This is a genomic window from Rhizobium zaerense, from assembly GCF_051810725.1.
GTDB classification, from domain to species: Bacteria; Pseudomonadota; Alphaproteobacteria; order Rhizobiales; family Rhizobiaceae; genus Rhizobium; species Rhizobium leguminosarum_I.
Genome location: NZ_CM132690.1, coordinates 2,204,730 through 2,231,023 on the forward strand (window position 1 = coordinate 2,204,730; position 26,294 = coordinate 2,231,023).

Annotated in this window: 19 protein-coding genes and 3 pseudogenes; 13 read left to right on the forward strand and 9 right to left on the reverse strand. The window is 60.9% G+C overall.

Annotation, left to right across the window (positions count from 1 at the left end):
- Window positions 1-41: 41 nt before the first annotated feature.
- Window positions 42-1,632, forward strand: a pseudogene (locus ACS4RR_RS10540) (hypothetical protein).
- Window positions 1,633-1,823: 191 nt separating this feature from the next.
- Here ACS4RR_RS10540 and ACS4RR_RS10545 read toward each other — a convergent pair.
- The 4 genes from ACS4RR_RS10545 to ACS4RR_RS10560 all read right to left on the reverse strand — a co-directional run bounded on the left by ACS4RR_RS10545 (window position 1,824) and on the right by ACS4RR_RS10560 (window position 4,402).
- A complete protein-coding gene (locus tag ACS4RR_RS10545) occupies window positions 1,824-2,489 on the reverse strand; it encodes a dihydrofolate reductase family protein (protein WP_260296590.1) in 666 nt (221 codons plus the stop codon).
- Between the two features lie 99 nt (window positions 2,490-2,588).
- Window positions 2,589-3,215, reverse strand: a complete 627-nt coding sequence (pncA, locus tag ACS4RR_RS10550; protein ID WP_162115980.1) for a bifunctional nicotinamidase/pyrazinamidase — start codon at window positions 3,213-3,215, stop codon at window positions 2,589-2,591.
- Between the two features lie 333 nt (window positions 3,216-3,548).
- Window positions 3,549-4,046 (reverse strand): EF-hand domain-containing protein, encoded by a 498-nt coding sequence (locus tag ACS4RR_RS10555; RefSeq protein ID WP_407768399.1) that lies wholly within the window; start codon window positions 4,044-4,046, stop codon window positions 3,549-3,551.
- Between the two features lie 83 nt (window positions 4,047-4,129).
- The gene (locus tag ACS4RR_RS10560; RefSeq protein ID WP_456190069.1) at window positions 4,130-4,402 is read right to left on the reverse strand and encodes a hypothetical protein; all 273 of its coding nucleotides are present in this window, start codon (window positions 4,400-4,402) and stop codon (window positions 4,130-4,132) included.
- Window positions 4,403-4,443: 41 nt separating this feature from the next.
- Between ACS4RR_RS10560 and ACS4RR_RS10565 the strand changes: the two genes are divergently transcribed.
- Complete coding sequence (locus tag ACS4RR_RS10565) at window positions 4,444-4,791, forward strand: hypothetical protein (RefSeq protein ID WP_260296588.1); 348 nt, start codon at window positions 4,444-4,446, stop codon at window positions 4,789-4,791.
- A gap of 27 nt (window positions 4,792-4,818) precedes the next feature.
- On the opposite strand, the gene ACS4RR_RS10570 is transcribed toward ACS4RR_RS10565, so the two are convergent.
- A complete protein-coding gene (locus ACS4RR_RS10570) occupies window positions 4,819-7,299 on the reverse strand; it encodes an ATP-dependent helicase (RefSeq protein WP_456190070.1) in 2,481 nt (826 codons plus the stop codon).
- 245 nt (window positions 7,300-7,544) lie between these two features.
- Here ACS4RR_RS10570 and ACS4RR_RS10575 point away from each other — a divergent pair, with 245 nt between their 5' ends.
- From ACS4RR_RS10575 to ACS4RR_RS10620, 10 genes and pseudogenes are all read left to right on the forward strand, one after another.
- Window positions 7,545-8,021 carry a VOC family protein gene (locus ACS4RR_RS10575; protein WP_222386276.1) on the forward strand — a complete coding sequence of 159 codons (477 nt, stop codon included), beginning with the start codon at window positions 7,545-7,547 and terminating at the stop codon, window positions 8,019-8,021.
- Between the two features lie 429 nt (window positions 8,022-8,450).
- The gene (locus tag ACS4RR_RS10580) at window positions 8,451-10,394 is read left to right on the forward strand and encodes a PrkA family serine protein kinase (protein WP_017965069.1); all 1,944 of its coding nucleotides are present in this window, start codon (window positions 8,451-8,453) and stop codon (window positions 10,392-10,394) included.
- A gap of 12 nt (window positions 10,395-10,406) precedes the next feature.
- A complete protein-coding gene (locus ACS4RR_RS10585; protein WP_162115983.1) occupies window positions 10,407-11,681 on the forward strand; it encodes a YeaH/YhbH family protein in 1,275 nt (424 codons plus the stop codon).
- The gene (locus ACS4RR_RS10590) at window positions 11,678-13,228 is read left to right on the forward strand and encodes a SpoVR family protein (protein ID WP_260109060.1); all 1,551 of its coding nucleotides are present in this window, start codon (window positions 11,678-11,680) and stop codon (window positions 13,226-13,228) included. Before ACS4RR_RS10585 ends, ACS4RR_RS10590 begins: the two co-directional genes overlap by 4 nt.
- 47 nt (window positions 13,229-13,275) lie before the next feature.
- Window positions 13,276-13,554, forward strand: a pseudogene (locus tag ACS4RR_RS10595) (PIN domain-containing protein); the annotation flags it as partial.
- A gap of 181 nt (window positions 13,555-13,735) precedes the next feature.
- Window positions 13,736-14,668 (forward strand): adenylate/guanylate cyclase domain-containing protein, encoded by a 933-nt coding sequence (locus ACS4RR_RS10600; RefSeq protein ID WP_162115986.1) that lies wholly within the window; start codon window positions 13,736-13,738, stop codon window positions 14,666-14,668.
- Window positions 14,669-14,935: 267 nt separating this feature from the next.
- Window positions 14,936-16,151: pseudogene (locus tag ACS4RR_RS10605) on the forward strand (efflux RND transporter periplasmic adaptor subunit).
- Entirely contained in the window at window positions 16,148-19,303 is a 3,156-nt protein-coding gene (locus ACS4RR_RS10610) for an efflux RND transporter permease subunit (protein ID WP_222386273.1), read from the forward strand. Before ACS4RR_RS10605 ends, ACS4RR_RS10610 begins: the two are co-directional and overlap by 4 nt.
- Window positions 19,304-19,677: 374 nt before the next feature.
- Window positions 19,678-20,676: a flagellin N-terminal helical domain-containing protein gene (locus tag ACS4RR_RS10615; protein ID WP_260109058.1), complete on the forward strand. Its 999-nt coding sequence runs from the start codon at window positions 19,678-19,680 to the stop codon at window positions 20,674-20,676.
- A 252-nt stretch (window positions 20,677-20,928) separates the two neighbouring features.
- On the forward strand, window positions 20,929-21,594 hold the full coding sequence (locus tag ACS4RR_RS10620; protein ID WP_222386271.1) for a YiaD family glycine zipper/OmpA-like lipoprotein: 666 nt from the start codon (window positions 20,929-20,931) through the stop codon (window positions 21,592-21,594).
- A 52-nt stretch (window positions 21,595-21,646) separates the two neighbouring features.
- Here the strand turns inward: ACS4RR_RS10620 and ACS4RR_RS10625 are convergent, their stop codons facing one another.
- On the reverse strand, window positions 21,647-22,054 hold the full coding sequence (locus tag ACS4RR_RS10625; protein ID WP_222386270.1) for a DUF2000 family protein: 408 nt from the start codon (window positions 22,052-22,054) through the stop codon (window positions 21,647-21,649).
- Window positions 22,055-22,098: 44 nt separating this feature from the next.
- Between ACS4RR_RS10625 and ACS4RR_RS10630 the strand changes: the two genes are divergently transcribed.
- On the forward strand, window positions 22,099-23,019 hold the full coding sequence (locus ACS4RR_RS10630) for an AraC family transcriptional regulator (protein ID WP_456190071.1): 921 nt from the start codon (window positions 22,099-22,101) through the stop codon (window positions 23,017-23,019).
- On the opposite strand, the gene ACS4RR_RS10635 is transcribed toward ACS4RR_RS10630, so the two are convergent.
- The 3 genes from ACS4RR_RS10635 to ACS4RR_RS10645 all read right to left on the reverse strand — a co-directional run bounded on the left by ACS4RR_RS10635 (window position 22,986) and on the right by ACS4RR_RS10645 (window position 26,278).
- Window positions 22,986-23,932, reverse strand: a protein-coding gene (locus tag ACS4RR_RS10635) for an IS630 family transposase (protein ID WP_222282285.1) whose coding sequence is annotated in 2 segments (ribosomal slippage) — window positions 22,986-23,591 and window positions 23,594-23,932 — 945 coding nt in all. Because the reading frame shifts where the segments join, the coding sequence is not laid out codon by codon here. The two genes, ACS4RR_RS10630 and ACS4RR_RS10635, sit on opposite strands and share 34 nt — an antisense overlap.
- Before the next feature lie 92 nt (window positions 23,933-24,024).
- Window positions 24,025-25,119: an AbrB family protein gene (locus ACS4RR_RS10640; protein ID WP_260109057.1), complete on the reverse strand. Its 1,095-nt coding sequence runs from the start codon at window positions 25,117-25,119 to the stop codon at window positions 24,025-24,027.
- 256 nt (window positions 25,120-25,375) lie between these two features.
- Window positions 25,376-26,278, reverse strand: a complete 903-nt coding sequence (locus ACS4RR_RS10645; RefSeq protein WP_170254998.1) for a LysR family transcriptional regulator — start codon at window positions 26,276-26,278, stop codon at window positions 25,376-25,378.
- Window positions 26,279-26,294: the final 16 nt, after the last annotated feature.

A 26,294-nucleotide genomic window follows, 5' to 3' on the forward strand; every position in this document is an offset into this window, starting at 1 on the left:
GATATGGTCGTGACGCTTTCGTTCACCGGGTTGCGTGTTATTTGGCCGTGATTGTCTCTGTTATCGATGAACCTCGATCTGCCAAGCTCGGCAAGGCGTTGATCCTTATGGTCTGGCTTGCGCTGGCGTCTGCGCTCTGCTGGTCCGAAACGGTCTGGCGTGACGAGGTTCGTGCGTTGTCACTCGCGCTTCAAGGGGATAACTTCATCGATATGCTTCGCCGGATGCATGGTGAGGGTCATCCTGCTGTCTGGTATATTCTGCTGCGCGCCGCCTATGCCGTGGTCGGCTCACCTGTCGTCCTGAAGATCGTCGCACTGACGATTGCAGCGACCGCGGCCTATCTTCTTGTTTTCAGGCTGAAACTGCCGCTTTCCATCATGCTTCTGTCGCTGTTCGGCAGCTTTTCGATTTTCGATTATGCCGCGATGTCGCGAAATTACGGCATCAGCATGCTGGTGATTTTCCTTATCGTCCTCAGTTGGGAGAAAGGAGCACGCAACGGGATATTGCTCGGCCTGTTGTTTGCCCTGCTGGCAAATACGAACGTCCATTCGGTCGTCCTCGTCGGCGGCTTCCTCGCCTATTGGTTTTTCGATTTAATTCTGGCCCGGCCAAGGCCGCCTCTGACGGCATATCGGGCCTTTGCGACCGCCGCTGCCATTGCCGCGGTTGGAATTGTTTTATGTTTCGTAACAGTCTATCCGACCTTCAACGATACGGGGCAGAACGATCTCAGCGGCGAGAATTTCGCTTTGCTTGTCCTTCGCGCTTTTGCCCTGACCAGTTCCCATTTTATGGCGTTCTATCCCAACAGCGTCCTTGAACTGGTCGTTGCGTATCCGTTGGCCGCCCAGATTTTCGCAGCGTTGATGTCCGCGCTCATCTACGGCAGCCTGTTGGCGCTGGCGAACCGATGGCCGGCTATGATCGCAGCGGGACTGGTTCTCTTGGGGCTTTCGCTGCTTTTTACGCTTGTCTATCCCGGCGGATACAGACATCAGGCGCTCTGGCTGGTTTTCATGATCGCGATCACCGCCTGCCATAGAGTCTCAGCGCGACGGGGCGGGCGTTGCAGGCATCGAGGCTGTTGGCGGCATCGTAAAGTTCGGGCGCCTGTGCTTCCTGATATTGCTGGCGCTACAGGTCGTGTCCGGCGTCGAGAAGGTCCACCAGGCCTTCATAGCCGAAATACCCCTGAGCCGAAGCAAGGATCTCGGTGCGTTCATTCAATCGCGCCCCGATCTCAAGGATGCGGTCATCATGGCGGATCCCGACTATCTGGTGGAAGCCTTGCCCTATTACGTCCGCAACCGCACCTATCTTCTGCGGGAGGAGCGGTTCGGCGCCGTCGTACGATATACCTGGAATGCGCGGCTTTCGCTCAGCCTTGCCGATATTCTGCAAACGGCACACCGATTGCAGCAGAGTGAGCATGTCCCTGTTGTCATCCTTCTTTCACAACGACTTGATCAGATTACTGCGCCCGTTTCCCTGCGTGAAAGCTATGTTTGGCGGTTGATTCTGACGCCGGAAGATATTTCTGCTTTCCAGAGCGCGACAAGCCTCGTCAAGCGTTTCGGCGCGGTTGTCGGAAGCGATGAGACGTTCGACGTCTACGTCCTGAAATAAGCTACCGGCCGGCAGCTTATTTACACACGTCCACGCATTTGATCATTGTGACTTGCGTCCGCATTTCGTCGATTGCGGCGGCAACACCTTCGGGAGTGGCGCCGCGATTGGAGCGCGAATAGACGAACAAGGGCACGAGCCTCTAGACGGGACGCGACAGTGCCCGCGGCCCCGCAATCGCAAAGGCGCGTTCAGCCTTCACGCTTCATCCGCTCCCGGCGTTCGATCTCGGCCTCCGAGGGCTGCGCCAGCTCGAATGTGCCTGTCTTGATTGCGCCGGCGCGCTCGTAGACGCTCATGATGACGCCCGTCGTCGATATCGTGTTGGCAGTGAGCTTCAGCGCCTGCGGCTTGGCGCCTCGACCGAACAGGCGTTTGCCCTGGCCGAGGACGAGCGGAAAAGTCAGGAGCCGGAATTCGTCGATCAGGTCATGCGCCAATAGGGTCTGCAACAGGCCGCTGCTGCCCTGTGTCAGGAGGACGGGACCGTCCTCTCGTTTCAACCGGGCGATTTCGGCGGCGGCTTCGCCACGCAGGGCGACGGAATTTGCCCAGGTGAGCGGCTCGGTGGAAGTGGTCGCGACATATTTGGTCACGGCGTTGAAGACCTTGCCGATTGGATCGTCTTTCCCGACGAAGGGCCAGTGCGCGGCGAAGATTTCGTAGGTCTTGCGGCCAAGCAGCAGTTCGAAGGGATCGGTAAAGATCCCGCCCATGAACTGGCCCATCGGCTCGTCCCAATAATTGACGGTCCAGCCGCCCTGCGTGAAGCCGCCGGTCGGATCCTCCCGCGGCCCGCCCGGCGCCTGCATGACACCGTCCAAACTGACGAAGGCTGCAGCAACTAGTTTTCTCATCTCTCAACTCCCATTGTTGGTGTGTTCAGAGCCGAGGACGGATTAACTTGCACCGATCCGACATTCGACGCGGTTTTTTCTGGCGGTATCCGAGCTGAACTAGCCGGCCAAGGCCTTGACGCTGTCGATGATCGCGATGCCATGCGCCCGCATCTCTTCGATGGCGGCGGCGACGCCTTCGGGCGTGATGCCGCGGCTTGCGTCCTCGATGAAGCGCACGTGGATACCAGGCATCATCTCCAGCGCGTCGAGCGCGGAGAACTTGACGCAATAGTCGGTCGCCAGTCCGCAGACGTCGAGGTCGGTGACGCCCTGATCCTCGAGGAAATCGGAAAGGCCGGTCGAGGCATCGCGGTCATTGTCGCGGAAGGCCGAATAGCTGTCGATATCAGGATTCTCGCCCTTCTGCTGGATCAGGTCGATCTCTTCGGATTTGAGTTCGGGATGCAGTTCGGCATCAAGCGTACCCTGAATGCAGTGGTCAGGCCACATCATCTGCGGCTTGCCCGACAGTTCGCCCATCTCGAAGGCGGCGGCACCCGGATGGGCGGAGGCAAAGCTGCCGTGGCCCGGCGGATGCCAGTCCTGCGAGGCGACGATCAGGTCGTATTTGCCGCTGTCGATCAGTCTGTTTGCGACGGGAACCACCTTGTCGCCGTCAGGCACCGGCAGATTGCCGCCTGGACAGAAGCCGTTTTGAATGTCGACGAGCAGCAGCGCTTTCATCAAGGCCAATCCCTTCGCTTTATTGCAGTGTAGGACGCTAAGCACACCGAATGGATCAACTAGTGGATTTCCAGGCGCGAACGCGCAAGTGTTAATTCTGGCGCTAGCGGCAGTAAGTCGTCAAAGCAGAATGCTCTAATGCAATCATTGCGATAGCTGGTGGCGGTTCTCGTGGTGAAATGGAGCGGAGCGGCAAGGCACGTGCATGATTTCCGGATCGCAGACACGGCCGACGACGGTGGCAAGTGCCGCCAAATCGATCTGCCTGCGTGGACACTTTTGTGCGGCATCGATGGATCGAGGCTCCCCCGGCAGAGCCCGGATTTCAGCCAGCTAGACCGCCGCCACGTCTTCGGTTGCGGAATCGCCTGCTGCGGCGGAAGCGCCGTAGGTATTGCGGTAGGCCTGAAGGGCCGTCTGCATGTCGCTCAGCACTTTGGTGAGGAGCGGATCGCTGTCGCCCGAAGTCTTGATGCTGTTCGGTTCGGCGGCAATAAATTCGGATTCGGTCAACTTGCCGTCGCCATTCGTATCCATCGCGGCGAAGACGCCCTTGGAATTGTCGTCGCTCTGATCGCTGCCGTCGGCCTGATCGTCGCTGCTGTCGGTCTTCTGCATGGACAGCATCAGCGACAGAATGTCGGCGGTGATCTTCTTGACGATATCGGTGCCGCTGTCGTCGCCGTCGGTCGACGCCATGGCCGATGTCGAGGACTGCGAGGCGGCGGCCAACTCGTCCGCCGATGTGACGCCGTCGCCATTCTTGTCCAGACTGGAAAGCGGAGACTGGTACTGGGTCATTGTGCTGCCGAGAGATGAAACACTGGTCACTTGAACCTCCTTCGAAAAGTTCGTCATGAAGCCCGCCTTTCATGGGTGGGCAGCCTTTGGGCTAAGCTGATTTGCACAAGGCGTCAAAGCGACGTTTTGACAGGGTAGAAGTGCGATTGACGGCGCGGGGCGACGCACGTTAACCTTTCGGTTACCAAAGTTGTTTCATTGGAATTATTGGCTTTTTTCAGCGATTGCTTCGTCTGGAGGCGATTAAATCCATGTCCGTGTTTGCCTGAAATTGTCGTAATGAAGCGTGCGGAGGAGCCATGGGCGGAGTGCCGGGGTTTGCGCGGCTGCGACATTTCGTCTGCTTCCTGTGAGGGCGATGTCAGGTCGAGCTTGCTCTGGATCATGATTTCTGCCTTTCTTACCCTCAGCAGCGGGAAGCGAAGCCATGTCCGAGCCGGATCCCGACGAAAAGATCGATGCGACATTTCGCAACGGGTCGCTGACAGCGGCCGGGATCATCCTCGGTTTCTCGCTCAATTTCATCAGTGTCTGGGTTTCCAACCCCAACGACTGGAGTCGCATCGATATTCCGCCGATGCTGTTCTTGACGATCGGCATCGCCATCCAGGTGAAGGTCTTTGCCGATCTGCTGGCGCGCGACTCTCTCTTTGCCGTCAAATATGATCGGTCTCGCCGGCTCTTCCTGATCGGATTGGGAATCGTCGCCACCGGAATCGGCATTGCGCTGATCAACGATATTGTTGGGATCGGAAGGATGCGGATGCTCGGGTAAACGTTCTCGCGTCGTGCCGAGGTGAGATCACACGCGCTCGACGAACCCGTCCAAGACCCGCTTCTGTCCGGCCCGGTCGAACTCGATCGTCAGCTTGTTGCCTTCGATGCCGGTGATGTTGCCGTTGCCGAATTTCAGGTGGAACACGCGGTCGCCGAGGGTGAATCTCGACGGTTCCGACGAGGTCGATTTGGCAACCAGCTCGCCTTCGATCGTGCGCCCCTTCGGGCCGCTCTCGCCGTAGCCGATGCGTTCGACGGCGTGGCCGGAGCGGGTGCCCCAATTGTCGCGTGTGGCGTCGGTCTTGTTGGCCTGGGCGCGTTTCCAGCCGGGCGTGGAATAGGAATTGGCGAAGGGTTCGGCCTTGTCGAAGCGGGACTGGCCGTAGCCACCGCGGCCGTACCCGCCGTAGCTCTGTTCCATTTGAGCGACCTCGACATGGGTTTCCGGCAGTTCGTCGAGGAAGCGTGAGGGCAGGGTCGATTGCCAGAGGCCATGGATGCGGCGGTTGGAGACGAACCAGATGTGGCAGCGATGCTTGGCGCGGGTGATGCCGACATAGGCGAGGCGGCGTTCCTCCTCCAAGCCGGCGCGGCCGCTCTCGTCCAGCGAGCGCTGGTGCGGGAAGAGGCCTTCCTCCCAGCCGGGCAGGAAGACGGTGTCGAATTCCAAACCCTTGGCTGAGTGCAGCGTCATGATCGAGACGGCATCAAGGTTCTCGTTGGTCTCGGCATCCATCACCAGCGAGACGTGTTCGAGGAAGCCGCGCATCGATTCGAAGCTTTCCATCGAGCGGATCAGTTCCTTGAGGTTCTCAAGGCGGCCCGGCGCTTCGGCGCTCTTGTCGTTCTTCCACATGTCGGTATAGCCGGACTCTTCGAGGATCTGCTCGGCCAGCTCGGTATGCGGTGTCTTTTCAAGCAGTTCCTGCCATCGGCGGAAAGATTGAATCACGTCGAAGAGCGCCTTTCGCGCCTTCGGCTTCAGCTCGTCGGTCTCGATGATGTCGGCGGCCGCCGCAAGCATCGGGATATCGCGGGCACGCGCATAGTCGTGCAGCGCGCGCACCGTCGTATCGCCGAGGCCCCGCTTCGGGGTGTTGACGATGCGTTCGAAGGCGAGGTCGTCGGAGGCTTGCGCAACGAGGCGGAAATAGGCCAAGGCGTCGCGGATCTCGAGGCGCTCGTAGAAGCGCGGGCCACCGATGACGCGGTAGTTGAGGCCGAGGGTGACGAAGCGGTCTTCGAATTCGCGCATCTGGAACGAGGCGCGCACGAGGATCGCCATGTCGTTCAAGAGATGCTTGCCGCGCTGGAGCTGCTCGATCTCCTCGCCGATGGCGCGGGCTTCCTCCTCCGAATCCCAGGAAGCGTGGACCTGCACCTTGACGTCGTCCGGATCGGAGCGGTCGGTGAACAGCGTCTTGCCGAGACGACCCTCATTATGGGCGATCAGATGGGCGGCGGCGCCAAGGATATGTTCAGTCGAGCGATAGTTGCGCTCGAGCTTGATGACCTTGGCGCCGGGGAAATCCTTTTCAAAGCGCAGGATATTGTCGACCTCCGCGCCGCGCCAGCCGTAGATCGACTGGTCGTCGTCGCCGACGCAGCAGACGTTCTGCGGCTCGCCTTTGGATCGCTGGGCGAGAAGCCTGAGCCACATGTATTGGGCGGTGTTGGTGTCCTGGTACTCGTCGACGAGGATATAGCGGAAGCGGCCGTGATATTCCTTCAAGAGGTCCGGGTTCTTGCGGAAGATCGCGATCGGATGCATCAGCAGGTCGCCGAAATCGCAGGCGTTCAGCGTCGTCAGGCGCGCCTGATAGGCGAAATAGAGATCGCGGCCGCGGCCATTGGCAAAGGCGCGAGCGTCGCCCTCGGGGATATCGGCCGGGCCGAGCCCCTTGTTCTTCCACGTGTCGATCATGCCGGCGAACTGCTTGGCCGGCCAGCGCTTATCGTCGAGACCCTCGGCCTGGATCAACTGCTTGATCAGGCGAACGACGTCGTCGCTATCGAGAATGGTAAAATCGGAGCGCAGGCCGACGAGCTCGCCGTGGCGGCGCAGAAGTTTGACGCCGATCGAATGGAAGGTGCCGAGCCAGGGCATGCCTTCGACGGCGCCGCCGACGAGCAGCGCGATGCGCTCCTTCATCTCGCGGGCGGCCTTGTTGGTGAAGGTGACGGCGAGGATCTGCGAGGGAAAGGCGCGGCCGGTATTGAGGATATGGGCAATGCGGGTGGTGAGCACCCGCGTCTTGCCAGTGCCGGCGCCGGCGAGCACGAGGACGGGGCCTTCCAGCGTTTCGACGGCTTCGGTCTGCTCGGGGTTCAGCCCGGTGAGGTAATCCGGCCGCTTGCCGCCGTCGCGGGCCGCCATGGCGCGTGCGGCGATGCCGCCACCGGTGGCGGGCGCCCTTTCGGCGGGTGCGGCAGGCGGCTGCGGCTTGCGCGCCATCTCGCCCGGCTCTTCGTCGAAGAAGGGCATATCGTCGAAACTATTGCTCATGGCGCGTAATGTAGTGATTCGGGAAGGAAAGACCAGAAAAGATGTTCTGCTTTCATTCCCGAGCCGGCGCTATCCAGGCGGCATGTTACAGGCGGCAAGGCCGCCGCCGAGCCCGGCTGCGGTCAAGATGCGGGCGGGCAGGGCTAAAATTCCGATCACGGCGTGTCGGAACCGGCGCCAGTAAGGCGTCCTTGAGGCATCGGACAGCAGTCCGGATCAACACCCGTCAACAAGGAGGCCGTTTCATGCCGAAGGTCGTTTCAAATCTCTGGTTCGCCGAGGAAGCGCGCGAAGCCGTCGAATTCTACGTGTCTGTTATCCCGGACTCCAGGATCGGCCGCACCACCATACTTCAGGCGGAAACGCCGAGCGGGCCTCCCGGCAGCGTCGAGCTGATCGAGTTCACGCTCGCCGACCAGTTCTTCCTGGCCATGAAGGCCGGCCCGCTCGATAGCTTCAACCATTCCTTCTCGATTGCGATCCTCGTCGAAGGTCAGGCCGAGATCGATCGAATATGGGAGGCATTCCTCGCCAATGGCGGTACGCCGGAGGCCTGCGGTTGGCTGAAGGACCGCTGGGGCCTTTCCTGGCAAATCGTGCCGCGCGTGCTATCGGAGATGATCGCCGACAGCGACCCTGAGCGGGCGAGGCGCGTGACCGAAGTGATGCTCGGCATGGTCAAGATCGACGTCGCTGTGCTCGAGAATGCGTTCAACGGCTGAGAGGCCTGTGGAGACATGATCGCAAATCAGGCGCATGATAGTCATGCGCCTGATTCTCTAAGAATATCCCCAAATTTCGATGACATACGATCCGTCGCGCATCGATATTCACCGATCGAAGCAGGTTCGCCGCCTGCCAATCGCTGACTTTCGTGATCTCGAATCACGGGCGACATTGCACACCTTTTTCATCTTTCTGTCACGTCGTGAAATGTGCTGATACCGCCATGGGGGCTTTCTCAACTATACTGATCGACAGTTTCGTACAGTAATTAAAGAACCGGTGGATGCACAATTTTGTGCATTGCTAGAAATGGCCGGTGAGCGTGGAATAGCCGAAGAAACTATTGATTCTCAGGAACGTCATGGCCATCTCGATGGTTATAGGGACACCTGAAGCCTGTGGCATTAACCTTGAATGGAGGGCCCATGCTGAGCGAATCCGTATTTGATGCGTTCACCCGCAGTTATGATGCGCGTCGCGAAACCGATATGTCGATCGCGGAATATCTCGACCTTTGCAAAAAGGAACCGCTTGCCTATGCCAATGCGACCGAGCGCCTGCTCGCCGCGATAGGCGAGCCGCAGATGGTCGATACCGCCAAGGACGCGCGCCTCGGCCGGATCTTCATGAACCGGACCATGCGGATCTATCCGGCCTTTGCTGGTTTCCACGGCATGGAAGAGACAATCGAACGCATCGTTTCCTTTTTCCGGCACGCGGCGCAGGGGCTCGAGGAGCGCAAGCAGATCCTTTATCTGCTCGGCCCGGTCGGCGGCGGCAAGTCATCGCTGGCGGAGCGGCTGAAGCTGCTGATGGAGGTTCATCCGATCTACGTTCTGAAGGCGGGTGACGAGATCAGCCCCGTTTTCGAAAGTCCTCTCAACCTGTTCGACCCGGACACGATGGGATCGCTCCTCCAGGAGCAATACGGCATTCCCCTGCGGCGCCTGAGCGGACTGATGAGTCCGTGGTGCCTGAAACGGCTCGACGATTTCGGAGGCGATATTTCCCGCTTCCGCGTCGTCAGAGTACAGCCTTCGCGGTTGCGCCAGATCGCCATCGCCAAGACCGAGCCTGGAGACGAGAACAATCAAGATATCTCGTCGCTGGTCGGCAAGGTCGATATCCGCAAGCTGGAGACCTATTCCCAGAACGATCCCGATGCCTACAGCTATTCGGGCGGGCTCAACCGCGCCAATCAGGGCGTGCTCGAATTCGTCGAGATGTTCAAGGCGCCGATCAAGATGCTGCATCCGCTGCTGACGGCGACGCAGGAGGGAAACTATATCGGCTCCGAGAATATCGGCGCCATACCCTTCTCCGGCATCGTCCTTGCGCATTCGAACGAAGCGGAATGGCAAACCTTCAAGGCCAACAAGAACAACGAGGCCTTCATCGACCGTATTTGCGTGATCAAGGTGCCCTATTGCCTGCGCGTCACGGAAGAGCAGAAGATCTACGAGAAGCTGATCGAGGGATCGGAACTCGCCGATGCGCCGTGCGCCCCCGCGACGCTCGAAATGCTGGCCCGCTTCTCCGTGCTTTCGCGTCTGCGCAAGCATGAGAATTCGACATACTTCTCGAAGATGCGCACCTATGACGGCGAGAGCCTGAAGGAAACGGATCCGCGCGCCCGCAGTGTCCAGGAATATCGGGATGCCGCTGGCATCGACGAGGGCATGGACGGCATATCGACCCGCTTCGCCTTCAAGGTGCTCGCCTCCACCTTCAATCACGACACCACGGATATCGGCGCCGATCCGGTTCATCTGATGTATGTGCTGGAGCAGTCGATCCGACGCGAGCAGTTTTCCGACGATGTCGAGAAGCGCTATCTGGAATTCATCAAGGCCGATCTTGCGCCGCGTTACGCAGAGTTTATTGGCAATGAGATTCAGAAGGCCTATCTTGAGTCCTATGCGGATTACGGACAGAACCTGTTCGATCGCTACGTTGATTATGCCGATGCCTGGATCGAAGATGTGGATTTCAAGGATCCCGATACCGGCCAGCTTCTCGACCGCGAGCTCCTCAACCAGGAACTGACGAAAATCGAAAAGCCGGCGGGAATTGCCAATCCGAAGGATTTCCGCAACGAAATCGTCAAGTTCTGCTTGAGATCACGGGCAGCCAACGGCGGAAAGAATCCGTCATGGACGAGCTACGAGAAGATCCGGGAAGTCATCGAGAAACGAATGTTCTCGCAGGTCGAGGATCTTTTGCCCGTCATATCCTTCGGTTCGAAGAAGGATTCGGAAACAGAAAAGAAACACAGCGAGTTTGTCTCGCGCATGGCTGCGCGGGGCTACACGGAGAGGCAGGTTCGGCGCCTCGTCGAATGGTACATGCGCGTCAAACAGGCAAGTTAATGTGGAGCCAATATGCACATTGTCGACCGTCGGCTAAATCCGCGCGGTAAAAGTCTGGAAAATCGGCAACGGTTTCTTCGGCGCATGAAGGGCGCCGTGCAGCAGGCGGTAAAGCGTTCTCTGCAAAACCGGAACATTCGCGATGTGCTCGACGGCGGGGAAATCAGCCTGCCGATCGATGGAATGGCCGAGCCGAACTTGAGAAGGGGCGATGGCGGCATTCGCGACCACATCCTGCCTGGAAACAGGGCCTTTGTCGAAGGCGACATTCTTCCGCGCCCGCCGGGGAGCAGGGGCGGAAAACCCAAGGATGCGGGCGAAGGTGACGGCGAGGACGGCTTCCGCTTTGTGCTGACGCGCGAGGAATTCCTCGATGTGTTCCTGGACGATCTGGAACTGCCCGATCTTGCCAAGCGGCGTCTGGCCGAAACCGAGGAGGAAACTCCCTTCCGTGCCGGCTATTCCGTGTCGGGATCGCCGTCCAACATTGCCGTCGGTCGCACGACCAGGCTCGCGATGATGCGCCGTGTCGCGCTTCACCGTCCGCGCCGCGAAGAAATCGAAGCCCTGCAGCGGCAGATCGAGGAATGCGAGGACGACGAGAGCCGGCTGGCGCTTGAGGCAAAACTCAAATCTCTGACGGAAAAAAGCCGGCGCATTCCCTATATCGATCCGCTCGACGTGCGGTATCGCCGCTTCGAAAACGAGCCGAAGCCTGTGGCAAAGGCCGTGATGTTCTGCTTGATGGACGTCTCCGGCTCCATGTCGGAACACATGAAGGACCTGGCGAAGCGGTTCTACCTGCTGCTCTACCTTTTCCTGTCGAAACGCTACAAGAAAGTCGAGATCGTCTTCATCCGCCATACCGACAAGGCCGAGGAAGTCGACGAGGAAACCTTCTTCTATGGTCCGGCAACCGGCGGCACGCTGGTCTCCAGTGCGCTAGCGGCAATGCGGGCGATCATCGCGGCGCGTTTCGATCCGGCGGAATGGAATATCTATGGCGCCCAGGCATCGGACGGCGACAACGCCCATTCCGACGGGAACCTGAGCGGACAGCTGCTGCGCGAGATTTTGCCGCTGTGCCAGTATTTCGCCTATATCGAGGTCGGCGAAGAAGGCGGTGACTCCTCGATATCACGCTCACCGCTTTGGATGCTCTATGACGGGATCCGTTCCGAGCTGCAGCCGCTTTCGATGCGCAAGGTCTGCCGGCGAAACGAAATTTTCCCTGTTTTCCATGATCTCTTCCAGAAACGTGACGCACAGTCGAAGGTGACGCCATGACCATGACGATGAGGCCACGAGAACGGCTGTTGTTCGAGGGGGCCGACTGGGACTTTTCAACACTTCAACGCATTCACGACGCCTGCGAGGAGATCGCGCTCGGCGAACTTGGCCTCGACGTCTATCCGAACCAGATTGAAGTCATTACCTCGGAGCAGATGCTCGATGCCTATTCGTCGACCGGCATGCCGCTCTTCTACCGCCATTGGTCCTTCGGCAAACACTTCGCGCATCACGAAACCTTCTACCGCCGCGGGATGCGCGACCTCGCCTATGAGATCGTCATCAACAGCTCTCCCTGCATCTCCTACCTGATGGAGGAAAACACGGCGACGATGCAGACGCTCGTCACCGCGCATGCGGCCTTCGGCCACAACCATTTCTTCAAGAACAATTATCTCTTCAAGCTATGGACCGATGCCGAGGGTATCCTCGATTACCTCGATTTCGCCAAGGGTTATATCACCCGCTGCGAGGAGCGTTACGGCGAGATGGCCGTCGAGCGCACGCTGGATGCAGCCCATGCGCTGATGTCGCACGGGGTGCATCGATACGCGGGCAAGACCACGATCGATCTTCGCCAGGAGGAGAAGCGACAGCAGGAGCGCCGCGCCCACGAGGAGCAGATGTTCAACGATCTGTGGCGCACTGTCCCTGTCGGCAAGGCTCGGAAGGCGGGCGACAGCGGCCTGGAAAAGCGCCGCGCCGCCCTCGGTCTTCCGCAGGACAACATCCTTTATTTTCTCGAAAAATCAGCGCCGCGGTTGCAGCCGTGGCAGCGTGAAATCCTTCGCATCGTCCGCCACGTCGCACAATATTTTCACCCCCAGCGGCAGACCAAGGTAATGAACGAGGGAACCGCCACCTTCGTCCACTACCAGATCATGAACCGGCTTCACGGGCGGGGGCAGATTAGCGACGGAAACTTCCTCGAATTCCTGAAGTCGCATGCCAACGTCGTGTTCCAGCCGAGCTATGACGACCGTCGGTTCTCGGGCTTCAATCCCTATGCGCTTGGCTTTGCGATGATGCAGGATATCGAGCGGATCGTCACGACGCCGACGGAAGAGGACCGCGCATGGTTCCCCGATATCGCCGGAAGAGGCGATGCGATGGCGGTCCTGCGCGACATCTGGGCCAATTACCGGGACGAAAGCTTTATCAGCCAGTTCCTCAGCCCGAACCTGATCCGGCAGCTGCGGCTGTTCCATCTCTACGACGATCCCGAACAGACCGAGGGGGTGCTGGTTTCGGCGATCCATAATGAGCGCGGATACCTGCGCATCCGCCGCCAGCTCTCCCGCGAATACGATATCGGCTGGACCGATCCGGCCATCGATATCGTCGATGTCGACCTCGCCGGCGACCGCCGCCTGTTGCTGCAGCACATCGTCATGAATGGCTGCTATCTTCAGGAAGCCGACATGAAACTGGTCTTGCAGCATCTTGCCGATCTCTGGGGCTACGAGGTCCTGCTTCAGGAAATCGATGATTCCAACAGCGTCGCGAGAGAACACACGGCGAGCCCGCGCAAGATCATTCAGTAACCTGGCGTTTTTCTTGAATTGCCGGACTTAGATAGATCTGGAGCCGTTACGGTCTTGCAAAGCGAGGCTATCTGAAGGCGCTGTCAGAACGGATCAAGCATTTCCTGCACCGGGTCGACGTTGTTCCTTGGGATCACGACATCACGCGAACTTATGGCGACCTGCGCACTGCCTGCGAAGCCAAAAGCATGACCCTGTCGCCCCTCGATATGATGATTGCCGCTCATTCAGTTGCAACTGCCGCAACCCTCGTCACGCGCGACAAGGCTTTTCCGTGTGTTTCGGAGCGTTTGAAGGTCAATGACTGGGCGAATGAAGAAAGCTGAATCGTCCACGCCGCCTCTCATGTCCGGGAAAATGCGGGTCGACGATCAACAATTATCGGTGGCAACGAAGACAAAGGCTTAGTAACTTACCGCCGCTGCAATAGCCCATGATCTCCAATCGACCAGTTTTAGCCTTTGCAGCAATCTTTCCCGAGGGCGGATAGCGCGGAGACGAGAGACCATGAGTGACACGCGGCGCAAGCTGACGACGATCTTCTGTGCTGACGTGCAGGACTATACGCGGCTGATGGGGGCTGATGAGGAGGGGACGCTTGCGAGCCTGAAGCGCTGCCGGGAGGCGATGGGGCGCCTGATCGAAAGCCATGGCGGCCGCGTCATCAATACCTGGGGCGATGGACTGATCGCCGATTTCCCGAGCGTGGTCGAAGCGGTGCGCGCGGCCGTCGACACTCAGAACGAACTCGCTGGCTTCAACGCCCGCCGCCCGGCCGACGGGCGCATGCTCTTCCGCATCGGCATCAATCTCGGCGACGTGATCGTCGAAGGCGACGACATCTATGGCGACGGGGTCAATATAGCGGCGCGGCTGCAGGCGTCGGCTGCGGCCGGCGGCATCGTCATATCAAGTTCCGTTTACGACCAGGTCCGCAACAAGGTGACTGTTGGTTTCGAGTTTCTCGGACCGTTGATGGTGAAGAACGTCGATGAAGGCGTGCCGAGCTACGCGGTGAAGATCGGCGACGCCAAGGACGAGACGCCGCCCGCTCAACGATCCGGCTCCGCGCGTCCGCAGCCGCAGCCGCAGCCGGCGGCGGTTATGGCGGCTGATACGGCCGAGGCAAGGCCGATACCGCGCGGACGCAGGCTGTACGGCGTGCTCGCCGTCATCGCCGCTGTCCTGATCGGCATCAATCTGCTGTCATGGCAGGGCGTCTTCTGGGGGCGTTTTCCGGTGCTTGCGCTCGCCGTCGTCGCGGCGCTTGCCTGGAACCGCGATCAGATCCTGTTCAATCGCAGGATCACCTCGCTGGCAATCCTGGCGCTCGGCATTGCCGGTATCAACCTCTTCACTTGGACGGGGCAGTTCTGGGCGGTGTGGCCGATACTGGGCATTGCGGCCGTGATGGGCCTGCGGTGGTCGATGCGCCGATAGACGTCCAACCCGCATCGCCAGGGATTTGTACGGTATCTCGGCCGATAATCGGCGGTGTCAAGGACATGGGCGAGTGTCCGTTCAAGCAAAAGTGAGCGGCCGGGTTATTTCCATTCTTTGCTGATATTACAAATCGGTAATGCCGCCTGCTTATGCTTGCCGGTAAGCTGCAAACGCGCGATATTGTCGCATCAGAGGGGAATCTTGATCCCGCAACGCCTCTTTCGACCGACCCTGGTCCAACCTCGAGTCCCTCCGGAGACGTGAATGGCCTTTTGGAAGCAGTTCATACTGTCGATCATCGCCATTGTTGCCGGCTTTGCCGCGTGGGTTTTCTTTGTGCCCGGCGCCGGCGATATGATGCGCGATGCAGGTATTCCAGACAGCATCGTTTCCAAGATCGCGCCGAAGGCTGAAGAGACAGCGGATGCCGACGCTCCTGCCCGGGCGCAAGGGCAGCAGCGTGGCGACGGGCAAGGTCGGGCAGGGACAGAACCGCCGAGGTGGCGGCGGGCGCAACAGCGCCATTCTCGTCGCCACGCAGGCTGTCGTCCAGGGCGTCGTCAACGACCGGCTGAACGCCATCGGCACGGGTGACGCGATCCGCTCGGTCGCGGTCACGCCGCAGGCATCGGGCACGATCCGCGAAATCCTCATCAAGTCGGGCGATAGGGTCAAGGCCGGGCAGGTGCTCGCCAAGCTCGACAGCGAGGAGCAGGTGATCACCCGCGGCCAGGCCGATGTGGCGGTCAAGGCCGCCGTCGAGAAATCCAATCTCTATCACAACATCAAGTCCAGCGTGTCGCGCATGGACGTCTTCGATTCCGAGATCGCCGAGCAGGGTGCTCGGTTGCAACTGCAGGCCGCCGAGCTCAATCTCGCACGGCGTAATATCACCGCGCCGATCGACGGCATCGTCGGCATCGTACCGGTCAATATCGGCGACAACGTCACGACGAGTATCCCGATCGTCACGCTCGACGACCGTTCGGAAATCCTCGTCGATTACTGGGTGCCGGAGCGCTTCGCCAATACAGTATCGGTCGGCCAGCCGGTCGAGGCGATGTCGGTCGCACGGCCGGGACAGGTGTTTTCGGGCGTGGTCGAAGCCGTCGATAACCGCATCGACGCGGCAAGCCGCACGCTTCGCCTGCGCGCCAAGATCGACAATAGTTCGGATGAACTGCGCGCCGGCATGTCCTTCAACGTCAGCATGAAATTTGCCGGCGACAAATATCCGGCGGTCGATCCGGTCTCCGTGCAGTGGGACTCGCAGGGCTCCTTCGTCTGGCAGGTCAACGACGACAAGTCACGCAAGGTGCGGGTCAGCATCGTGCAGCGCAACCCGGATTTCGTACTCGTCAAAGCCGACCTCAAGGACGGCGACGTGATCGTCACACAGGGCCTGCAGCGCGTGCGTGAGGGTGGGGCGGTGCGTGTCAACGCCGACGTCGCCGCGAATGCGGGGGTCGTCGCCCGATGAGCGTGACCGAGATTCATCAGGACAGAGGCTCGGGCAAACAGGGCTTCACCGCGCTTTTCGTTCGCCGGCCGATCCTGGCGCTGGTGTTCAACACGCTGATGGTCGTTGCCGGCCTTGCCGCCTATGTCGGCGTCGAAGTGCGCGAACTGCCCGATGTCGACCGTCCCGTCGTCACCGTGCGCACCACCTTCGACGGCGCATCGCCGCAGACGATCGACCAGGAGCTGACCAAGGTGATCGAGGGGGCGGTCGCGCGCGTCAGCGGCCTGAAATCGATTTCGTCGACCTCGTCCTTCGGTCAGAGCCGGGTGACGTTGGAATTCTCGGATGCGATCGATCTCTCGGTCGCCGCCAACGACGTGCGCGACGCGATCGGCCGCATTACCCAGAACCTGCCCGACGAAGCGGATGCGCCGCAGATCGTCAAGGCGGATTCGGATTCCTCGGCGATCATGCGCCTCGCCGTCACCTCCACCAAGCTCAACATGGACGACCTGACCCAACTGGTCGAAAACGAGGTGATCGATCGCCTCGCCTCCGTCGACGGGGTTGCCGACGTCGAGGAATATGGCGACCAGGAGAAGGTGTTCCGCGTCGACGTCGACCAGGGCGCTCTCGCCAGTCGCGGGCTGACCATCGGCGACCTGACGAAGGCGCTCGATAATGCGGCACTCGACGTACCGGCCGGCTCGCTGAAGAGCAATACGCAGGATATCGTGGTGCGCGCGACCGCCAACCTGCAGACGCCGGCGGATTTTTCCAACGTCATCCTGCAGGACCGCGTCAGGCTCGGCGACGTCGCGACGGTGATGCTCGGGCCGCGCGACGGCGAAACGGCGCTGCGCTCCAACGGCAAGCTGGGCATCGGCCTCGGCATCATCCGCCAGGCGCAGTCGAATACACTGAACATCTCGACCGGCATCAAGGCGGCCGTCGACCAACTGTCGAAGACGCTGCCCGAGGGCACGACGATCGCCATCACCAGCGATGACGCCGTCTTCATCCAAGGTGCGATCCACGAGGTGGTGCTGGCGCTGGTGCTCGCCGCCGTCATCGTCACTGCCGTCATCTATCTCTTCCTGCGCGATTGGCGGGCGACGCTGATCCCGGCGGTCAGCATGCCGGTGGCGCTGATCGGCACGCTGGCGGCGATCTACATGGTCGGCTTCTCGATCAACATCCTGACGCTGCTCGCGATCGTGCTGGCGACCGGCCTCGTCGTCGATGACGCGATCGTCGTGCTCGAAAATATCGTGCGCCGGCGCGCCGAAGGCATGGGGCCGCGCGCGGCCGCGGTGCTCGGCACGCGCGAGGTGTTCTTCGCGGTGATCGCCACGACGGCGACGTTGGCGGCCGTCTTCATTCCGCTCTCCTTCCTACCGGGACAGGTCGGCGGCCTGTTCCGCGAATTCGGCTTCGTGCTCGCCTTCTCGGTCGGGCTGTCGTCGATCGTGGCGCTGACGCTGTGTCCCATGCTTGCCTCGCGCATGCTGACGAAGCCGATGCTCGAAGATCACGGCGCGCTCGGTCGCTTCGGCGGCGCGCTTGCCAGTCTCTACAAATGGGCCCTGCACGCCTGTCTCAACGCGCCCTTCGTCGTCATCCTCTTCTCGGTGATCTTTGCCGGCGCGGCACTCGTCGCCTTCTCGACGGTCAAGAGCGAGTTGACGCCCGAAGAGGACCGCTCGATGGTGATGATGCGGCTGACGACGCCGCAGGGATCGAGCCTCGAATATACCCGCGACAAGATGCAGCTCGTCGAGGAATATCTGCAGCCGCTGGTCGACAGCGGTGACATCCGCAACGTCTTCTCGATCTCGGGGCAGGGCGGGTCGCTGAACAGCGGCTTCATGGTGCTGACCCTCGCCCCCTGGGGAGAACGTGACAGGACACAGACGGAGATCGTCGGCGATATCAACCAGGCAGCCTCCAGGGTGCCGGCGCTGCGCGGCAATGCCATCTCCTCCAACAGCTTGCGCATCCGCGGGGCCGGCAGTGGTCTGCAGATGGCGCTGATCGGCAATGATCACGAGGCGTTGACGGCGGCGGCCGCCAAGCTGGTGCAGGCCCTGGAGGCCACTGGGCAGTATGATACGCCGCGCTTGACCAACGAGCCCAGCCAAGCGCAGGTATCGGTGGCGATCGATCGCGAGCGCGCGTCCGATCTCGGCATCGACATAACCGGGCTCTCGACGGCGATCCAGTCACTGCTCGAAGGGCGCTCGGTGGTCGACGTCTTCGTCGACGGCGAATCCTATCCCGTGCTTCTGACCTCGACGACGCGGCCGATCGACGATCCGACCGACCTTGAGAACGTGTTCCTGAAGACCGGCGACGGCAAGATCGTGCCGATGTCGGTCATCGCCACGATGAAGGAAGGCTCGGTCGCGCCGCAGCTCAACCGCGAGCAGCAGCTGGCCTCGGTGGCAATCACCGCCGGCCTCAAGAACGGCATGTCGCTCGGCGATGCGGTCAAGCAGGTCACTGAACTTGCCGCGCCGCTACTGCCGGCGGGCTCGCGTTTGTTGCCGCTCGCCGAAGCCGCGACGCTGGAAGAGAATTCGAGCGGCATGGCGCTCACCTTCGGTTTTGCCATCGTCATCATCTTTCTGGTACTGGCGGCGCAGTTCGAAAGCGTGCTGTCCTCGCTGATCATCATGTCGACGGTGCCGCTTGGTCTTGCCTGCGCCGTCTTTGCGCTTGTTATCACCGGCTCCAGCCTCAACATCTACAGCCAGATCGGCCTGGTGCTCCTGGTCGGCGTCATGGCGAAGAACGGCATCCTGATCGTCGAATTTGCCAATCAGCTGCGCGACCGGGGCGAAGATGTGCGGTCCTCGATCGAGAAGGCCTGCGCGCTACGCCTTCGCCCTGTGATGATGACGATGATCGCCACCATCCTCGGCGGCGTGCCACTGGTCTTTGCCCATGGCGCCGGTGCCGAAGCGCGTATTGCGCTCGGCTGGGTGATCGTCGGCGGTCTTGGTTTCGCGACGCTGGTGACGTTGTTCATCACGCCGGTCGCCTATCTGCTGCTTGCCCGCTTCGCCAAGCCGCACGCCCATGAGGAGGCGCGCCTGCACGAAGAGATGTCGGTCGCCACGCGGCCGCGCGCTGCGCCCGACGACGAGCATCTACAGGCCGCCGAATAAGGCTTTCATCCGATTTCGAATGCTGCCGGACCTGCTGCATAGTTCCTTGAATCCTAATCGATTTAAGGACAAAGTTACGCGGCAATTCGAAGTGCTACAGCGTCCTTTGCGGGTCTCAGAAGACGCGCGACGCCGCAATCCGGCGGCGTTTCTCTTGGTGTATGAAACCTTGTGAAATAAGCTAAATTACTTCTGAAGTTTAGTCGTTTATTAAGCATAAACGGCAATGATTGTTACCAGCAACCGAATGGTCTTCTTCGTTTCTTGGAGGCCGCAACGCGCTGGAATTCCAGCGACCCCGGACATGAGAGTCCGTGCGGACGGTTCATTTCTTGTGCAGTTTGCGTCTTGTTGTGTTTTTGGAGTTTCGTTTCGTGAGTATTTATCAGCGCGTCTCGGTGGATGCGGCGCTTCATGTGCTGCGCGACATCAACCGTAACATGGCGGTCACGCAAAACCACATCACCACCGGCATGCGTGTCGCAGAGGCCAGAGACAATTCCGTCTACTGGTCGATCGCTACCACTGCTCGAACCGACAACAAGGCGGTTTCGGCGATCCAGGATGCACTCGGTATGGCGGCGGCGACGATGGGAACGGCCTATACCGGCGTTCAGAATGTCATCGACGTCGTCTCCGAAATCAAGGCCAAGCTGGTTGCCGCGACCGAGGACGGCATCGACAAGAACAAGATCAACGACGAGATCAAACAGCTGCAGGAGCAGTTGCGCAGCGTTTCGGAATCGGCGACCTTCAATAGCGACAACTGGGTGGTCCTTACCAACGATGCGACGCCGACGCAGCCGCGCCAGATCCCGGCCTCCTTCATCCGCAACGCCGATGGCACGATCTCGGTCGGCATGTTGAGCTACCATATCGACACGACGCCGAGTGGGACCACGACCTCCAAGGACACCCGCTACTTGATCGACGATCGCGCCACCGGTTCGGGCGAATACGGCGTGTTGACATCGGCCTACTTCGCCACCGAGCTCGGCGCCTCGCAGGACTATGTGCTGATGCAGAGCAAGAACGGCACCACCACCGGGCAGGTGGTGATTTCGCTCTCGGCCGGCACGACGAAAGGACAGGTCAGCGAAATGATCAGCGTCGTCGATGCAGCGCTGACGCAGCTGACGACGGTCGGTTCGGCTTTTGGCGCGCTGGAAAAACGCATCAATCTGCAGAACGACTTCGCGACGAAACTGCATGACAACATCACCGGCGGCATTGGCCGGCTCGTCGATGCCGACATGGAGGAGGAGTCGAGCAGGCTGCGGGCGCTGCAGACGCAGCAGCAACTCGGCCTGCAATCACTGAACATCGCCAACGCAACTTACGATACCGTGCGGCAGTTGTTCCAGAATTTCTGAGGCCAGACTCTCTTGATCATAAACGCGTGACATCGAACTCCGCAGGTAGGAAGTGCTTTCCGCCTGCGGAGTTTTCACAAATTCGCGTGCAGGCGCAGGGACGGCATCCACCAAAATTGGTGATAATCAGCGCATTCCGGCAACATGGCGGTGTTTCGACGTCCGAATTTGCCGTATCAGGAGAACATCTTCATTTTCTTGCCGCAATCCTTGCCATTTGCTCGCATCAGTCGAACGGAGACCGTCCTGTCAATGATCAAAAAATTCATACTTCTAGCTATTGCCACAAGCTATCTCAGCGCCTGCACGACGACCGATCCCTATACCGGTGAACAGAAGGTTTCCAATACGGCCGGCGGCGCCGCGCTTGGCGCCCTCGGGGGCGCGCTCGTCGGCGTGGCCGTCGGCGGCGGCGGCCACGGCAAGCGCAATGCGGCGCTGATCGGCGCAGGCGTCGGCGCTCTCGCCGGCGGTGCGATCGGCAATTACATGGACCAGCAGGAATCAGAGCTTCGCGCCCAACTCGAAGGCACTGGCATTTCGGTGACTCGTAACGGCGACAACATCATCCTCAACATGCCCTCGAACATCACCTTCGACGTCGATCAGGATGCGGTAAAGCCGGGCTTCTATCCGACGCTGAATTCGGTGGCGATCGTGCTGCGCAAGTTCAACCGCACGCTGATCGACGTCAACGGCCATACGGATTCGACCGGCAGCCTGCAGCATAATCAAGACCTGTCGCAGCGCCGCGCGTTGTCGGTTGCCGATTATCTCGGCGGCCAGGGCATCGACCAGCGCCGCGTCTCCGCTGTCGGTTACGGCCCGTCCCAGCCGGTCGCCTCCAATGCGAACGAGGCCGGCCGCGCACAGAACCGCCGCGTCGAGATCCAGATCGCGCCGATCACGCAGGGCTGATTTCGGCTCATATGCATTTGCAGAAAGGCCGGGTCACTCCCGGCCTTTCTCGTCAGTGCTGCATCGTCGCACCCTTGGTGATTTTGTCGACGATCTTCTTTTCGGCGCGCAAGGCGATGCCGACCACCTTGGCGTCTTCGGGCGCAAATTCTGCGAAGACGGCGCGGTTGGCTGCGTCGTGGCCGGTTGCAAACATTTCCTCGATAAAGAGCGAGCTGGTGATATCGCGCTCCAGCGCGCGGCGATGAATGGCTGATACGGTCGCCTCGTCGGCGGAGAGCACGATGATCGGCTGGATCGATAGCGGATTGTAGAGGTTGCCGGCGCGGTCCCTATAGGCTGCGCCGATAATCTCGGGATGCCGGCCGGCGATGCCTGTCATCAGGAAGGCGGTGACGTTCAGCTTCTGCCAGCCGGCAAGATTGTTTCGCAGGACGACGGCAATTTTGGTATCAAACATCGGACGGTCTTTCACCTATCTACGGCTTACGGAGTATCGGCGCGTTGAACCAGGATTTACATCCACAGGTCTTCGAAGGTCTTGAACGTTTGTGCGCGGGCCCCTCCGGCAACGCCATCCTGGCTGCGCCGGCCTTTCCCGGCATCGAACGCATCGAGGCGCAGTTCTCAGGCAATGCCTTCGAGCCGCATCGGCACGACACCTATGCACTCGGCGTGACGCTGAAAGGGGTTCAGACCTTCCGCTATCGCGGCGAGCGGCGCTTCAGTCTGCCGGGGCAGGTGATCGTGCTGCATCCCGACGAAGAGCACGATGGCGGGGCGGGGACGGAAGATGGGCTGCAATACCGCATGCTCTATCTGGAGCCGTCGCTGCTGCTTGAATGCCTGGAGGCGGATGGGGTCGGCCTGCCATTCGTCGGCGAACCCGTGATCGGCGATCCGGCGCTGGCGGGTGTACTGCTGGCGGCTCTCGGCGAACTCGACCGCGAACTGGACGCGCTTTTCGTCGACGATTTCGTATCGCAGGTGGCAGGCGGCCTGTCCCGGCATGCGCGCCTGCCGTCGCGGCCGCTGGGCCCCGTCGCCTGGCGGCAGGCGCGGGCGGCACGGGATTATCTCGAGGCGCACGCGACCCGGGCAGTGAATTCCGGCGAGCTTGAGGCGGTAACGGGTCTCGACCGTTTTGCGCTGTCGCGGCATTTCCGGGCGGCCTTTGCCACCAGTCCGCATCGCTACCTGCTGATGCGGCGGCTGCAGCGAGCCCGGGCGATGATCGGCGCGGGCGAGGGGATTTCCGATGTGGCGGCGGCGACAGGCTTTGCCGACCAAAGCCATCTCAACCGCCATTTCAAAAAGGCCTACGGCATGACGCCTGGCCAGTGGGCAGCACTCGCATTCCACCCCAAGCAGGGCACTAGAGCGGGATTGTTTTATGTCCGTTCATATCCGGCTTCCTTGAAGTAGTTTTGGCACTCTTTCGGCGAGACGGTTTGAAGGGTGGCTGCCAGCGCGTCGTCGATGGCCTGTCGGGTTCGAGCCTGCGCCTTGCGCAGCTCGTGCTTGATCTTGGCGAAGAGTTTTTCGATCGGATTGAGATCGGGGGAATACTGCGGCAGGAAGAACAATCTGGCGCCGGCCTTGCGGATGGCGGCACGGATAGCGCCGGCCTTGTGCGAGCCGAGATTATCCATGACGACGATGTCGCCGGGTTTGAGCTCCGGTACCAGCACCCTCTCGACATAGATGCGAAAGCGTTCGCCATTGATCGGGCCGTCGATGATCCACGGTGCGCTGACGCGGTCGGCCCTGAGGGCTGCGACAAAAGTCATGGTATTCCAGTGGCCGAAGGGCGCATGGCCCAACAGCCGTTCGCCGCGCGGCGCCCAGCCCCTGAGCGGCGTCATATTCGTCTTCGTCCAGGTTTCGTCGATAAAGACAAGGCGAGATGGATCGATGCGATGGCGATGCTTCAGCCAGCGCGCCCGCCGGGCGGCAACATCGGGCCGCTCGCGCTCGCTGGCGACCAACGTCTTTTTTTATAACTCAGCCCTTCCTCATGCACGAAGGTCCGGACGGCGCTGTAATCCACTTTCAGGCCGCGCTCTCCGAGTTCCGCCACCAACCCGCGCAAGGTGAACGCCTGCATGTGGCAGCGATCGATCAACCAGACCCGATGTTTACCTGAGATCGCCCGTGGCTTGTGCCCGCCCATCTGGCCGGGAGCCGCGCTGCCCGTCTCACGCAAGCGCCGGACCCAGTCGATCGCGGTGCTGATGCCAATGCCGAAGCGCTTTGCCGCCGCTCGACACGACAGGCCCTCGCGCGTTACTGCGCCAACAACGCGTTCCCGAAGATCATCCGAAAAAGGTTTCGCCATCCAGACCGGCCTCCTGCACCGGCCAGAATGGTGAATCTGATTTGCACCAGAAAGGGAATCCCTGTTCCGATTCCGACTAAAACAATCCCGCTCTAGGCGGGGCTTTCCGCAAGGCCGGAACGGCGTGCGATGAAACGGGCGAGCATCGGGCCGATCATCAGGATCACCAGGAAACGGCCGGTCTGCATCGCCATCACGAAGGGCACGTCGACGTCGCTGGAGGCGGCGATGATGGCGACGGAATCGGCGCCGCCGGGGCTGGTGGCGAGATAGGCGGTCAGCGGATCTATGCCGGCGAAGACGTGAAGCCCCACAGCCATGCAGCCGCAGAGCGCCATCAGCAGCACGATGCAGGCCGATACCCTCGGCAGGGCGCGCGCCACGTGCTTGAGGATCGAGCGGGTGAAGCGCAGGCCGATGCTCCAGCCGACCAGTGCGTAGGAGATGGCGAGCAGCCACATCGGCAGCTCGATCTTCAGCAGGCCCATCCCCTGCAGCAGGGCGCCGAGAAAGAGCGGCACGATGATCGTGCCGCCCTGGAGGCGCAGGCGCCAAACGCCATAGGCACAAAAGGCCGCAAAAGCCATGGTCGCTGCAAAGGCCGGCCGGTCAATCTCGGGAAAGAGGACAAGCGGCGGCGGCTCGGCGCCGTCGGCTGCCACCCACAGACGCGAGATCACCGAGGCGCCGACGGCGACGAAGACAACGCGCAGATACTGCATGAAGGCGACGAGACGGGCATCGGCGCCATAAGCTTCCGACATGATGACCATGGCGGAGGCGCCGCCCGGCGAGGAGCCCCAGACCGCGGTCGTTCCCGGCAGCACCTGCCAGCGCGTCAGCAGCCAGCCGAGGCCGGTGGCAATGGCGATGACCGAGAAGATGAACAACAGAAAGAGCGGCGCGTCTTTCGCCATGGTGCCGAGAATATCGGGCGTGATGGTGCGCGCCATCATCAGGCCGACGAGGACCTGGCCGAATTGCAACGGCCAGAAGGGCACGCGAAGCTTTCCCTTGCCGACGGTTAGCGCCAGCGCGATTGCAGCGACCATCGGCCCTATCAGCAGCGAGGCCGGCAGGGCGAAGAGCTCGAGCAAGACGACGAGAGCCGTGGAAAGCGCGAGCAGCAGCGCCCATTTCGGCAGGCCGGCATCCCGCAGCAGGCGGCTCGCGTCGCTGAATGACATGGATCCCCGTATCTTTCCTGGCCGGTGCCAAGCCCTGAAGCTGAAGGTAGGGGAAGCTCCGGCATGACGAAGAGAGGCCGGCTGCAGGAGCCGCCCGGCGCGGGTCCGGTATAGGTGGGTGGCACGGCCGCGGTCAATTGCGAAATCTGGCTTCTTGGCGTCTTGGCATGCGAAACTGATTCATGCGGCCGCTTCAAGTCGTTGTTTTCATGCAGATCGTCCTCCAAAGCCACTGAACGGTTTTGAACGAGATGCACTAGAAATGCACATGGCTGACGAGAAAATCGAGCAGCGCGCGTACACGCGCCGGCAGCGGGCCACCCTGGCCCATATAGAGGGCGTAGAACTCTTCGAGATCGCCGGGATTGGCCTCCTCAAGCACCGGCACCAGGCGCCCGGCATCGATATCGGCGCGCACGGTGAAGGCGGCAAGGCGGGCAAGGCCGGCACCTGACAAAGCGAGGTGGCGCATGGCTTCGCCGTCTCCCACCTGCACGCCCGGTGTGATCGGGATCATCACCGTTTCGCCGTCCTCGCGCAGCGGCCAGCCCTCGATGGCGCGGGCATAGGAAAAGCCGATACGGCAATGACGGCGGAGATCGGCGGTCGTGTGTGGTTTGCCGTGACGCGAGAGATAATCCGGCGACGCGACGATGATCTTGCCGGTGACGCCAAGCTTGCGGGCGATCAGGCTGGAATTCTTCAAGGGGCCGGCGCGGATCGCGACATCGGCGCGCTCTTCCATCAGGTCAACTATCCTGTCGGTATGGGAAATATCCAGCGTCACGGCCGGATGATGCGCCATGAAGGCAGGTACGAGCGGCGCCAGCAGATGGTTGCCGAAGGAGCCGCTAGTGTTGATGCGGATGCGGCCTGAGGCCTGTTCGCCGGTCGAGGCCTGATGCTCGGCCTCGGTGATATCGGCAAGGATGGCGATGCTGCGCTCGTAGAAGGCGCAGCCTTCCGGCGTCAGTTGCAGCCTTCGCGTGGAGCGGTTGACGAGGCGGGCGCCGAGGCGTGTCTCTAGCCGGGCGACGAGTTTGCTGACGGCCGACGGCGTCATGCGCCGGGCCGTGGCGGCGGCCGAAAATCCACCGCGCTCGACGACACTGACGAAAACTTCCATTTCGCCGGAGCGATTGATGTCCTGACGGCTCATGATGAATTCAAGTCTC

What these genes read in the sequence shown, in the direction of transcription:
- ACS4RR_RS10545 (WP_260296590.1), bottom strand. Translation starts at nt 2,489, where the DNA reads ATGAGAAAACTAGTTGCTGCAGCCTTCGTCAGTTTGGACGGTGTCATG.
- pncA (WP_162115980.1), bottom strand. Translation starts at nt 3,215, where the DNA reads ATGAAAGCGCTGCTGCTCGTCGACATTCAAAACGGCTTCTGTCCAGGC.
- ACS4RR_RS10560 (WP_456190069.1), bottom strand. Translation starts at nt 4,402, where the DNA reads ATGATCCAGAGCAAGCTCGACCTGACATCGCCCTCACAGGAAGCAGAC.
- ACS4RR_RS10565 (WP_260296588.1), top strand. Translation starts at nt 4,444, where the DNA reads ATGTCCGAGCCGGATCCCGACGAAAAGATCGATGCGACATTTCGCAAC.
- ACS4RR_RS10570 (WP_456190070.1), bottom strand. Translation starts at nt 7,299, where the DNA reads ATGAGCAATAGTTTCGACGATATGCCCTTCTTCGACGAAGAGCCGGGC.
- ACS4RR_RS10575 (WP_222386276.1), top strand. Translation starts at nt 7,545, where the DNA reads ATGCCGAAGGTCGTTTCAAATCTCTGGTTCGCCGAGGAAGCGCGCGAA.
- ACS4RR_RS10580 (WP_017965069.1), top strand. Translation starts at nt 8,451, where the DNA reads ATGCTGAGCGAATCCGTATTTGATGCGTTCACCCGCAGTTATGATGCG.
- ACS4RR_RS10585 (WP_162115983.1), top strand. Translation starts at nt 10,407, where the DNA reads ATGCACATTGTCGACCGTCGGCTAAATCCGCGCGGTAAAAGTCTGGAA.
- ACS4RR_RS10590 (WP_260109060.1), top strand. Translation starts at nt 11,678, where the DNA reads ATGACCATGACGATGAGGCCACGAGAACGGCTGTTGTTCGAGGGGGCC.
- ACS4RR_RS10600 (WP_162115986.1), top strand. Translation starts at nt 13,736, where the DNA reads ATGAGTGACACGCGGCGCAAGCTGACGACGATCTTCTGTGCTGACGTG.
- ACS4RR_RS10610 (WP_222386273.1), top strand. Translation starts at nt 16,148, where the DNA reads ATGAGCGTGACCGAGATTCATCAGGACAGAGGCTCGGGCAAACAGGGC.
- ACS4RR_RS10620 (WP_222386271.1), top strand. Translation starts at nt 20,929, where the DNA reads ATGATCAAAAAATTCATACTTCTAGCTATTGCCACAAGCTATCTCAGC.
- ACS4RR_RS10625 (WP_222386270.1), bottom strand. Translation starts at nt 22,054, where the DNA reads ATGTTTGATACCAAAATTGCCGTCGTCCTGCGAAACAATCTTGCCGGC.
- ACS4RR_RS10640 (WP_260109057.1), bottom strand. Translation starts at nt 25,119, where the DNA reads ATGTCATTCAGCGACGCGAGCCGCCTGCTGCGGGATGCCGGCCTGCCG.
- ACS4RR_RS10645 (WP_170254998.1), bottom strand. Translation starts at nt 26,278, where the DNA reads ATGAGCCGTCAGGACATCAATCGCTCCGGCGAAATGGAAGTTTTCGTC.